Origin of the sequence: Chryseobacterium sp. JM1 (assembly GCF_000737715.1) — a bacterium.
Classification (GTDB): domain Bacteria; phylum Bacteroidota; class Bacteroidia; order Flavobacteriales; family Weeksellaceae; genus Chryseobacterium.
This window is the reverse complement of sequence record NZ_JPRN01000005.1, coordinates 414577-426599: the sequence shown is the minus strand read 5'-3', so window position 1 is coordinate 426599 and position 12023 is coordinate 414577. Positions and strand designations below refer to the sequence as shown.

Sequence of the window (12023 nt, the reverse complement as noted above, 5' to 3'; positions counted from 1 at the left end):
ATTAGCTATTGATATAGTTTACAAAATCATCAATGCTCTTTTTGTTAATACATATGATATTAATCTTTTTTGCTTCAATTTTTTTTGCTTCAATCTTAAATTTATTTTCTAAATCTTTTATATCAATTATTTCCCAATTATCATTTAGATAAATTGTAGAGCATGGGATTATGTTGAATTCTTTTATTTTATGTTTTCTATTATTAATGAAATCAGAGCTTAATTTTTTTACATTTTCAGATAATGATTTATTTGGATTTGTAATTTGAATATGATTTTTAGCATTTTCCCACGGATCATTTACTTTGTCTTCTTCGCTAGATTCCAATTTTGTTTTAATATCCTTATAAGCCTCATTAATTTTACTTTTATGACTTTTTTTATTGTTGACCGTTGATTTGCTTTCAACAATCCAAACTTCATTATTTAGAAGATATAAACCATCAAAACCTTTTTTGGGACCGTTCTCTTCTAGATTTTTGAATAAAGAATATTGTTCAAATTTTATATATCTTAAATACAAATGACAAATAAATTCTGCAATAAATCCATTTTTCGCTCTTTCTTCTTTTCCTTTTTTATCAATCCAAATTTTGATTCTTTTCTTTACATCTTTTAAATCTTCGTCATTTAATGGTCCATTTCTAATAAAACCGATTTCATCCTCAATAAGTTTTACCAGATCATGAGAATAATTTTCAATATTTAAAAAATGTAGAGTAACTTTTTTTGAAAGTGAAATTTGGGTTTCGTGGAAAATGGTCATTTGTTTTTGCTCTAAATTAAATATTATTCACGATATATTCAATATACTATATTTAAGTTACAAATATATTCCCAATCCATAAAAAACGATTACGGATAACCGTAATCGTTTATCTCTTCACACAACTCTCCACAATCACCTCCAGCACCTTCTCCGCATTACAGGCATACAAACCGGAACACCAGGCAGGATTCGCTTCAATCAAAGCCCAGCCTTTTTCTTTGATACTTCCAAAATCCAAAACGATGGCGGGAGGAAGGGTAGAAGCATATTTTCTGATAAACAAATCAAAAAATACAGACATATCGTTTTCTTCCCGCTCTGAAAGTGGATTCATATCAAATGCATCATTCCGCCAATAGGAAGAATAGGTTTTTATTTCACCATGTAAAACAAAGCATCTTACTTCCAGTAGCCACTCCACAACTTCTGATGTGAAAACCGTAGAATTGAGATCTACCGTATCAAAACCTTTGATATCCGTAACTTTTTGATAAACTCCGGCCTTGAAACTTTTAAAATCAGAACATTTAATGAACATATTTTCCTGATCAATATAGTCTTTCATCTGTCCGTAAGAAATTTTACGTTTTGTAAACTCTTCAGAAATAAGGGAAAGCCAGTTGTCATCAGGTTTCATAAGCGTCAGTCCACACTGATCGGCAACAATCTCGGCATAAATATCTTCACCATATACTGCAATAACATCTTCCCGAAACTCTTCGGGTACATTCCATTTGGCATTAAAACGGTTCAGTTCGTAAGGCGAATGGATGGACGCCTTTTTCAGATTGTTGCTGTCTTCCGTATACATAGGAGAAAGCGCTATTATATTTTTCATGTGTTCTGTTTTTTATTTCTACTATCAGATTCTGTTAAAAAGGAAAGTTCTTATTTTTCTCTTTTTCATCCAGTAAATTTTGGATAATATCTTCCAGTAATTTAAAATCTTCCAGTTGTTTATATTGTATGCCAGCTGTTGTTTTATAAAGTCCATTAAAACTGGGATAATTCTGTCCTACATATCCTTTCAGTTCTGTGTTAAGGAGCAGATTCTCATAATCGAAATTAAGCGTGATCATAAGTTCTTCACCCGAAGCTTTAAATTCAGCATAGCATTGATTGATAAGATCAAAGTCCATAGTATTGCTGTGAAAGGAATCATTCCTGAGATTGAATTCAAATTTTGCTTCGTCTAATTGATCCTGTAAGTTTTTTAAATCCGGATCTGCGCCATGTACTTGCTGATAGCGGTCTACAACCCATTGAATAAATTTTTCATTATAAAATACTTCAAGGAAATCATTGTCAAAATGCCAAAAAAGGCTGTAGTAATAATGATCTACAGGAAGATTGAAACGAATCAGACAATCAATGGAAGACTGTGGAACAACCAAGCCAAATTCCTCCTTTAAAAACTCGCATTGCTTTATGAAAGGATGAATTACCGTTGCAGCATTTTTCACCTCCTTTTTAGCCATCAAAGGTTTACTTTTCCTTTTAAAAAAATCAAATATTCCCATAATTCACAACTCACAATTAATAACTTATAACTCATCTACAGTTTCAATATCTCCCTAAAAACCCTCTCCATCTCCCTTTTATCCGGTTTCCCACCTTTAAGGCTTTTAGATTTCTCTTCGTTTTTCATAACAGTTTTTTCCAAAAATCCAAAAAGTTCCCAGTCATTCGGATGGTAATAGGATTCTCCTTTGGTCGCTTTTAAAGCGATAAGGTCTTCTATCTTTTTTCGGGTAAAATCATCAACCAAAACCAATAGTTCACTGAATAAGACCGGTGGAACCGTTCCTTTTTCTATGATCCATTTTCCGGTCAGTGCCGTTCTCAGGCAGTAAAAATAACTTTTCAGTTTTACTTCATCACTTCTGCAGGCTTCCAGATATTTTTTACTCATGCTCAGATAATGGTAGGAAACCGCTACCGGCGAAAAACAGGCATCCGCCAAAGGAGTAAACAGTTCCAAAAATTGGTCATTCTTCTTATAAACGATAGGTGAATAAAACCAACTCAATAAAGCCGCATTCGACTTCAGCAATAAATGGAAAGTCTTTCGTAAATCCCATCCGGAACCGTCAAGATCATCCTCAGTCATGAATTCTATCGTCTCGTCTTTATCCCACGGAGAAAGATACCAATCTTTTTCATGACGGTAGATAAAACGGATATCATAATCACTGTCCGGAGAAGCAAAACCCCAGGCCCTGCTTCCGGATTCTACGGCTAAAAGGACTTCTATCCCTCGTTCAGCCTCTATTTCTCTTATTTTTTCTAGTATTTTTGGTGTCATTTTGTTCTATTTTAATGCAAAGTAAAAGAGGAAGTGCGCAGTGTTTTTGCGTTGAACTATTAAGTTTGAGAGTCGGAGAGTTTGAGGGTATTAGATTTTAAAAGGGGGTGGTCAGTTGCTGGTTTTTAGTTGCTGGTTTATAGATATATCATTTTTTGCATCTGGAATTTTGTTTCCTAACTCTTGACTAAAATCAAAAGACCATAATTTCAACCTTCAGCACCATCCCTACAACCTGCCACCTAATATCTGCCACCCTATCCCTAATTTCACTAATATTGCAACTTCACAACTCAAACTACATACACATCCATGTTAGCACAACAACTACAGCATACAATAGATTTTAAAACAAAGCCCTTGGGCGCATTAGGACACTTGGAGTATCTGGCTCACAAAATAGGTATGGTTCAGAAAACCGTTTCGCCAAAGCTTTATAATCCGCATATGGTGGTTTTTGCGGCTGATCATGGGATTGCTGCTTCGGGAGTGAGTGCCTATCCACAGGAAGTTACCTATCAGATGGTCATGAATTTTCTGGGTGGAGGTGCTGCCATCAATGTTTTCTGCAAACAACATGATATAGCCATTAAAATAGTGGATGCCGGAGTGAATTTCGATTTCCCTGAAGGCTTGGAACTGATCGATAAAAAAGTGAGAAAATCCAGCCGGAATATGCTGGAAGAACCTGCCATGACGGCAGAGGAATACCAAAAAGCTTTAGAAAACGGAAAATCGGTAGTATCTGAAATTGTTAAAACAGGTTCCAATATCATCGGTTTTGGTGAAATGGGAATCGGGAATACGTCTGCATCTTCACTGATGATGAGTAAATTGTTTGATCTGCCGGTTGTAAGCTGTGTGGGTCGTGGAACGGGTCTGGATGATACTCAGCTGTTGCATAAAATTCAGATCTTATCAGAAGCGATTGAAAAATATCCCGATGTAAGAACTGCAGATGAAATAGCACAGACTTTTGGCGGGCTCGAGATTGTGCAGATGATGGGAGCCATGGAGGAAGCCTATCAACAGAATATGCTGATTATGGTAGATGGATTTATTGCCAGTGTAGCCGCCGCCACGGTTTGGAAAAAGAATCCTCAAATCATGGATAACTTTATCTTCTGCCATGTCAGTGACGAAAACGCCCACCAGAAACTTTTAGAATTATTGGGACAGAAAGCTTTGCTGAATCTTAATCTGCGTCTGGGAGAAGGAACCGGCTGTGCATTGGCCTATCCATTGATTCAAAGCGCGGTTAATTTCCTGAACGAAATGTCAAGTTTTGAAGATGCCCATGTTTCAAATAAAGAATAAATGAAAGGTATAAAAAACGAACTGATCTATTTCGCCACGGCGCTTATGTTTTTCACGAGAATTCCCGTTCCGTTTACGATTCCGTATTCCGGTGAAATCATGAATAAGTCGCAGAAATATTTCGCATGGGTTGGACTATTGGTAGGTCTTGTGAATGCAGTGGTACTCTATCTTTCGTATCAACTTTTTAACCTGGATATTGCCATTGTTCTGATGATGATCAGCAGTGTCCTTCTGACCGGAGCGTTTCATGAGGATGGTTTTACAGATGTCTGCGACAGTTTCGGCGGCGGATATGGTAAAGAAAAGATCCTGACCATTATGAAAGACAGCCGGGTAGGAGCTTACGGAGCGGTAGGAATTATATTGCTGTTTGCTTTGAAATTCTTCAGCATTCAGGCTTTGGGAACTATAGATTTATTTAAAACCCTTGGTCTGATTGTTCTTGCTCACACGGCAAGCAGATTTATTGCAGGAACCATGATCTATACACACCGTTATGTGACGGATATTGATGTCAGCAAATCAAAACCTTTAGCCAATAAACCCCTGGATGGATCAGCATTGGTGGTAAGTTTTATCAGTGTTTTGGCTTCCTTTCTTCTGATTCCGGACTGGCGGTTGATTCTGGCTTTTGCATTGGCTTATTTGGGGAAAATCTGTATGGGCTGGTATTTTAAAAAGCATATCGGTGGATATACCGGAGACTGTCTGGGGTCTGTACAGCAGGTGACTGAAGTTTTGTTTTATTTAGGAGCAATGATCGTATGGAAATTCATGTAATCCGGCATACAGCTGTAGAAAATCCTGAGAATCTGTGTTATGGTTTTTCAGATATTCCTTTGCGAAATGATTTCTGTAAAGATTTCAATGAGTTGATTATTGACAATCATTTTGATCATGTTTTTTCAAGTCCGTCCGGCAGATGCACTCTTTTGGCAGAACATTTTAAATTTAATTACAAGACGGATGAAAGACTTCGGGAAATGAATTTTGGCGACTGGGAAATGAAGAAATGGACGGATATTCCCAAAGAAGAGATTAATCCATGGTATGAAGATTTTGTACAGATAAAAGCAACTGGTGGAGAAAATCTGCTGGAAATGCAGAACCGTGTTTTAAACTTTTGGAATGAACTTACTTCTGAAACTAATGCTAATAAAGTGTTGATCATCACCCATGGAGGAGTCATACGCCTGATTCTGCAATTCATTTTACAGTTTCCTCTGGAGAATATATTTAAGATACAGATTGATTACGGAAAGAAAATGGTTATTGAATTCAATGAAGGACACTTTTCTGTAAAGAAGGTAAATGTATAATTGGTTAGCTTACACAAATAAAAAAAGATTGTCATTACGAACTTTAGGTGAAGCAATCTCTCATTTACGCCAAAAAAAGTATTTTAGAGATTGCTTCGTCGCTTCGCTCCTCGCAATGACATTGTACAATTTTATCGAAGATAAAATCCTTGCGCCTTAAAGCAGTCGAATTCAAAAAAAAACTTGCGTCTTTGCGGTAACCAACAAAAAAAGAGGCTATACAAATAATTGACAGCCTCTTTTCAATAAAATTAAATTCTAACTACTTCTCCATTTAAGCAGTAATCTGTTTAGGTCCTTTTCCTTTATCTTCTTCTTTTTTATCCAATCTCTCAGATATCTTTTTTACGATATATTCTATCGCAATAGGTGCTATAATTGCAATCAATGCTTTAAATATTCTTGATTTCATAGTAAGATTTTTTAATGTCCTGATTAATACAATTTCTGAGCCACTTTGAAATTATTTGTGGTAGCAAGTGTTTTAAAGCATACATCGAACCACCCCTTCAAAAATCCTTTGAATTTTCGCTATCTTCCACAGGAGAGGAGTTTTTCGCAGGTTCAATGATTATTACTCATCAGTATAAAAATCATTGATTTTTATAGAACTTATATGATCTTCTTTTTACAAAGTATTTAAACTTCTAGTAAATTAAGTGTAAGGCTTTTGTGACTTTTGTGGTTGAATTTTTTAACCACAGATTGCACAAATTTTCACAGAGGTTTATGGACAGTATTCCGAATAAAAATCAAATATTTTTATAGAACTAAGTGGTCTTCTATTTTCAAAGTTTTCAACTTCAAAATAACTCAAAAGTTCAAAAAACTTTGGTTTCTTTTGTAGTAAAAACTAGCTTTCATCAGGAATATCCAGCTTCTCATAGTTTTTAAACCCGGCACTAAACTTTTCCTGTAACCGTAATCTTAGTTTTCTCGGTTTGTGAACGATCAGAGATTCTCCAAAACCAAGTAGTAATCTTTCTAGCTCAAAATTGATCTGTACACAGATTTTAAATAACGTTCCTTCCTCCGTTTCACTTAAAATTTCCTGGCTTTTATGAAGCGGTTTGGTCTTTATATACGGAGCGTTGTGGGCATCGACAAAGAAAATGACGTTCCTTGGAGCCATTGTTTCCGAAACCGTAACACCGACAATATCTTTGAAATACTCATCACCATCCAGATCTTTATCGATATACGGAGCTTTTTCATCAGGCTCAATACTTTCCATACGGTCGAGAGCCAAATTGTACATTTTGCCCTTGTGTTGACAGATCAGGAACCAACGGTTGTTAAACTCCTTTAACAATTGAGGATGAACCACATAATTACTGGATTCCCTTGCGGTAAAACTACGGTAAAGAATATTCAGGACTTTTTTATTCGAAATACTTTCATAAAGGATGTCGATATGTTCCAACCCTTTCAGCTGTTCATTTTTATCCAGATGAATGATTGATTTCTGTCCTGTAGAATGGATGGAATCTTCCAGTTTCTGAATCACCCCGTTCATCTCTTTAAACATAGAGAAATCCTTGAACTGTTTCAGGATCTGAACGGCATTATTCATCGCTTTCAGATCACTTTCATTGACGGAAATATTATGAATGCTGTACTCAGAATCACTGTAACGGTAGTATTTTCGTTCAAATACTTCAATCGGGGCTTCATACCCGAATTTTTCACTCCGCATATTCTGCAGGTCAAGCTGAACGGTCCGTCTGCTTACATAAGATTCTTTACCTTCAAATTCAAAAAGGGCATCAGAACAGGCATCAATAAGATCTTCCAGTGTGTATTTCCGGTATTTGTTCTTAAGACATTTATCTAATGTTTTATAACGAATAAGTGCGTTTTTATTGGATGACATGGTTGTGTGGTTTTTTGGAGGGGATAAATGTGAATTGTGAAATGTCAATTTTGCTTCGCAAGTCAATTTTTAATTTTGGATTCTGGATTTTGGATTTTCAATCTTACTGTCCGCCATCAATTGACTATTCACTTGCGCAGCAAAATTCACTATTGACTTTAAAAACGATTTCTCTTTCCATTCATCATCTCCTAACATTTCAATCGTTTTTAAATTGACTATTCACTTGCGCAGCAAAATTCACTATTGACTTTAAAAACGATTTCTCTTTCCATTCATCATCTCCTAACATTTCAATCGTTTTTAAATTGACTATTCACTTGCGAAGCAAAATTCACTATTGACGTTAAAAAACTATTTCTTTTTCAATGCTTCTCCCTCAAAAGAAATCCCATCCCAGCCAAACTCCATAAAGTTTCTGATATTCTGGTGATCTGTTCCCTCAGGATTTTTTAAAACATCTTCTCTATAGAATTCTCCGAAAAGAGGAAGTACCTGTTCTTTTGATAATCCCTGAAGCTTAGCAAAACTGAAAACCTTACACGAACCGTTATTCTGACCGGCTTCGTTCACTGTATTTCCGTTTTTAAATTCAGTAGGGATAAAATCATACTGTTCATCAATATGGGCAATTACTTCTTTGAACAGAAGGGTTTCAGGATTGTTTTTTAATTGTTCTAACAACATATTTCTTTATTTTTAATCGTTGGATAGGGAGACATCATGCAAATTGGTCTTTTTTGCTTTTCTTCCTTTTCAACAAAAATAATTAAAATAATTTTATCTACGCAGAATTATTGCGCACTTGTGTCATTACTTTGCATTATCAAAATGAAAAAACAGATGGAATTTAACGGAAATCACCTGATTGAATTAGGATATAGACCAGCCAAATGGTTTAAAGATGCCATTACACATATCAACGAAAATAATCTGGATGAAGTTCAGATCAGAGAATATCTGGATCAGTTCAGGCAGCCTGATATTGTTCCACTACATGATACCGCAAAAGATTTTATCATCAACATCAGAGCAGAACATGAAAGTGAAGCCGATAACGTAGAGAAAGTGATCAATACGATGAAAGTCTTAATGAAAACACCTACGCTGACTGCTGGTGCTCTGATGCCTGATGCCTGTCCCACAGGACCTGAAGGATTGATTCCGGTAGGTGGAGTAGTTGTAGCTAAAAATGCAATCCACCCGGGATTTCATAGCGCAGATATCTGTTGTTCTGTGATGCTGACGGATTTCGGAGATGCCGATCCTAAAGAAGTACTGGATGCCGCTCACTCAGTGACGCATTTCGGATACGGAGGAAGACCGAGAGGAGAACAGATGCCGATGTCTCAGGAACTGATGGATGCTTTCAGAGAGAACTACTTCTTAAATGATGAAAAACTGATCAGTATTGCCCGTTCTCATATGGGAACCCAGGGAGATGGAAATCACTTCCTGTTCGTTGGAAAGTCCAGAAATACAGGAAATACAATGCTGGTTACCCATCACGGATCCAGAGCTCCTGGAGCTGCTTTGTATGATAAAGGAATGAAGGTGGCCAACCGTTTCAGACAGGATATTTCCCCTGAAACATTGAGAGAAAATGCATGGATCCCTTTCGATACGGAAGAAGGACAGGCCTATTGGGAAGCTCTTCAGCTGATCAGAACATGGACGAAGGAAAATCATACCAATATTCATGATGCGGTTTTAAATAAACTGGGTACTGAAAAGAAAGATAGATATTGGAACGAACATAACTTCGTTTTCAAAGATGGTGATTTGTTTTATCATGCAAAAGGAGCCACTCCGCTGGATGATAAATTTATGCCGGATATCACAGGACCGAGGTTGATTCCATTGAATATGTCAGAACCCGTTTTGATTGTTCAGGGAAAAACGAACGAAAGAAACCTGGGATTTGCTCCTCACGGAGCCGGAAGAAATTTCAGCAGAACACAGCATAAAAGATCATTGGCCCATAAAACGGTTGAAGAGATTTTTGATGAGGAAACCAAAGGACTGGATATCCGTTTCTTCTCTAATGAGATTGATATTTCCGAACTGCCAAGCGCTTATAAAAGTGCTAAAAACGTAAGAGCACAAATTGAAGAATACGGACTTTGCGAAGTTCTGGATGAGGTGATGCCTTACGGATGTATCATGGCGGGTGATGTAGGGAAAAATGCACCGTGGAAGAACAGGAAGAAGTTGAGAAAAGCATAGTTTTTCTAATCAGATAGTAAATATAATACCTAAGCCTTATAGGTTTTTGAAACCTATAAGGTTTATATTCTCGACGATGATCAACGTATAAAGAAGTTTAAAAAATAAAAAATCAATGGGGCAGTAGCTCAGAAGGTAGAGCAGTGATCACTTTCCGCTATTGGCAGACAAAGTTCCTATCTTACGGGTCACAGGTTCGATTCCTGTCTGCTCCACAATACTGATGAAAAATACTTATATTTGAATACCATTGAAGTGTTTTTATCGGTAAAAAAATTAAAGGCAAACAGAGTTCCTATATTGGTAATTACTCTCCGCCTTTTTCAAAATAATAGGTAAAAGGAGTTCCTATATCGTTTTTTAAAAAAGCCCTACTCCTCACTTATTTAATTTTAATCACAATGAAAACACTTCAATTATTTAATGCCGTACTGGCCAAGAAAACCGAAAGTACTCCTTTTATTTCTGACGCAGGTTTTGTGATCGAGGCAGATGCCGTTTGGGCAAAAGACGGGATCATTCAATTTTACGAGAAAGAAAAATTAAACGGAAATGATCTGAATAAGACCTTCCATAAATCCTGGCAGAAAATAAAAGACAGCACAAGACTCGAGTTGTTCATTGAGCAGCTTAAACATTATATTTCTACGTATGGAAGTAATTTTCAGGATGAAATCTATATTCCTGATGAAGTGCTGAATGTTCCCAATACAAAACTGATTTTTAAAGTCGTTAAAGCCTATTCTGCAGAAGAAATGACTGAAAAATGTCTTTCCCTTCTGAAGTCTGGAATTGCACTGAATGAAAAAACAATGAATGATGTGCTTTCTGTTTTAACGAAAGAACTGAATTATACTTTTACAGGAACAGAGAATATCAGAAACAAGGAAGCTATCGTCAAGATTGCGGATCTGTATCAGGTGTATCCTGCCAATCCCGTAGAGTTTTTCAGATATGTGATTTATAAAACGACGGATACTACGCTTTTGATCAAAAACGATGAGTTGATTAAAGCCATTAAGGAAAGTAAATTTAATCCGTCAGCTTTATTTGAAAAATACGGACTGGAAAAGCTTGCTCAGATTTTCAACAGGTTCAAACCGTTGTTTTTAGCGTATAAAAAAAGATCTTCGAAAACCATTAATAAGATTTCAAAACTGTCCAAAATTCATCATCAGCCATTGGTTTCCAATCCATTGAATGAGGCGACTCATACCTTGTTGGAGAACAATGACCTGCACTGGCTGGATAATGCGACACCGTTTGCGTTGTTTAAAGCTTTGTCTGCCTGTTATTTGAGAATGTATGGTTTAGATACCTTTGTGTATAGAATTAGGAATGGAAAATCCTGGGTAAAAACCGGAAAAACCGGATCGGTAGGTGAAAAAAACTATAATTTTATCCTGAATTATGTGAAATTGAGATTTGATCTTTCCGGAAAGAAGTTCTATTTCCCGGAAAATGTAGAATTCGGATTGCCAACTTCTGAAAAAATGTTTGTAGGAAATATTCCTGCCGGAACAAGATTCCTTGGTGAAAAACTAGCCGTCGGAATTTACTGGGAAGATGGATGGGGAGCGAATGATCTTGACCTTTCCGGATTGAATATCGGAGGAAAGACAGGTTGGAATGCAGCCTATAACCAGGTTAATGGAAGCTTGATGTATTCCGGAGATATGACCTCTGCGCCTAATGGTGCTGTAGAATATCTGTATGCTTCTCAAGGATTGAATGCTCCGACCCTGATCATGAACAACGTGTATTCCGGAAGTGCGGATTGCGGTTATAAAATCGTGATTGGAAAAGGAGATCATATTTCCAGAGAATATATGATGAACCCGGATCATGTTTTTGCCGAAGTGAAATGTAATTCCGTCCAAAGACAAACTGTTCTTGGAATAATGCTTCCGAAAGGAGAAAAGCAGTGTTTCGTACTTCTGAATTTTGGAGCGGGACATACTCATGTTTCGGGGAATTCCGAGATTTCGGTAATGGCCACGGAAGCATTGTACCAGCAGTGGTATGAGCCTCTATCTTTTAATGGACTTGTCACAGAATTAGGAGCAGAAATTACTTCCGAAAAAGAAAAAGCTGACCTCGATTTCTCCCTTGAAAGTCTGGAAAAAGATAGCTTTACAAAGGTTTTTAAGTAAGATGAAATATAACATAAACATCTCCTAAATCTGCAAAATCTGCGAGAGATTAAAAAAC

At 36.6% G+C, this 12023-nt stretch carries 12 protein-coding genes and 1 tRNA gene; 6 read left to right on the top strand and 7 right to left on the bottom strand.

Annotation, left to right across the window (positions count from 1 at the left end; genetic code table 11):
* Position 1: 1 nt before the first annotated feature.
* The 4 genes from IW22_RS11595 to IW22_RS11580 form a co-directional block, all read right to left on the bottom strand.
* A complete protein-coding gene (locus IW22_RS11595) occupies positions 2-766 on the bottom strand; it encodes a hypothetical protein (RefSeq protein WP_034726685.1) in 765 nt (254 codons plus the stop codon).
* 109 nt (positions 767-875) lie between these two features.
* Complete coding sequence (locus IW22_RS11590; protein WP_034726682.1) at positions 876-1607, bottom strand: ATP-grasp domain-containing protein; 732 nt, start codon at positions 1605-1607, stop codon at positions 876-878.
* Positions 1608-1641: 34 nt separating this feature from the next.
* Positions 1642-2247, bottom strand: a complete 606-nt coding sequence (locus tag IW22_RS11585; RefSeq protein ID WP_131401726.1) for a hypothetical protein — start codon at positions 2245-2247, stop codon at positions 1642-1644.
* Between the two features lie 77 nt (positions 2248-2324).
* Entirely contained in the window at positions 2325-3074 is a 750-nt protein-coding gene (locus IW22_RS11580; RefSeq protein ID WP_034726678.1) for a DNA polymerase beta superfamily protein, read from the bottom strand.
* A gap of 312 nt (positions 3075-3386) precedes the next feature.
* Here IW22_RS11580 and cobT point away from each other — a divergent pair, with 312 nt between their 5' ends.
* The 3 genes from cobT to cobC are packed head-to-tail and all read left to right on the top strand — an operon-like array spanning position 3387 to position 5713.
* The gene (cobT, locus tag IW22_RS11575) at positions 3387-4391 is read left to right on the top strand and encodes a nicotinate-nucleotide--dimethylbenzimidazole phosphoribosyltransferase (protein ID WP_034726676.1); all 1005 of its coding nucleotides are present in this window, start codon (positions 3387-3389) and stop codon (positions 4389-4391) included.
* On the top strand, positions 4392-5174 hold the full coding sequence (locus tag IW22_RS11570) for an adenosylcobinamide-GDP ribazoletransferase (protein ID WP_051891203.1): 783 nt from the start codon (positions 4392-4394) through the stop codon (positions 5172-5174).
* The gene (gene cobC / locus IW22_RS11565; RefSeq protein ID WP_034726674.1) at positions 5159-5713 is read left to right on the top strand and encodes an alpha-ribazole phosphatase; all 555 of its coding nucleotides are present in this window, start codon (positions 5159-5161) and stop codon (positions 5711-5713) included. Before IW22_RS11570 ends, cobC begins: the two co-directional genes overlap by 16 nt.
* Positions 5714-5987: 274 nt before the next feature.
* Here the strand turns inward: cobC and IW22_RS24360 are convergent, their stop codons facing one another.
* The 3 genes from IW22_RS24360 to IW22_RS11555 form a co-directional block, all read right to left on the bottom strand.
* Positions 5988-6125, bottom strand: a complete 138-nt coding sequence (locus IW22_RS24360; RefSeq protein ID WP_165571878.1) for a hypothetical protein — start codon at positions 6123-6125, stop codon at positions 5988-5990.
* Between the two features lie 441 nt (positions 6126-6566).
* Positions 6567-7586, bottom strand: a complete 1020-nt coding sequence (locus IW22_RS11560; protein WP_034726671.1) for a helix-turn-helix transcriptional regulator — start codon at positions 7584-7586, stop codon at positions 6567-6569.
* Positions 7587-7940: 354 nt separating this feature from the next.
* Positions 7941-8273 (bottom strand): HopJ type III effector protein, encoded by a 333-nt coding sequence (locus IW22_RS11555; protein ID WP_034726669.1) that lies wholly within the window; start codon positions 8271-8273, stop codon positions 7941-7943.
* A 156-nt stretch (positions 8274-8429) separates the two neighbouring features.
* Here IW22_RS11555 and IW22_RS11550 point away from each other — a divergent pair, with 156 nt between their 5' ends.
* The 3 genes from IW22_RS11550 (at position 8430) to IW22_RS11540 (ending at position 11965) form a co-directional block, all read left to right on the top strand.
* Positions 8430-9812, top strand: a complete 1383-nt coding sequence (locus IW22_RS11550) for an RtcB family protein (RefSeq protein ID WP_034726818.1) — start codon at positions 8430-8432, stop codon at positions 9810-9812.
* A gap of 117 nt (positions 9813-9929) precedes the next feature.
* Positions 9930-10027 (top strand) — tRNA-OTHER (locus IW22_RS11545).
* A 186-nt stretch (positions 10028-10213) separates the two neighbouring features.
* A complete protein-coding gene (locus IW22_RS11540) occupies positions 10214-11965 on the top strand; it encodes a hypothetical protein (RefSeq protein WP_034726665.1) in 1752 nt (583 codons plus the stop codon).
* Positions 11966-12023 lie beyond the last annotated feature (58 nt).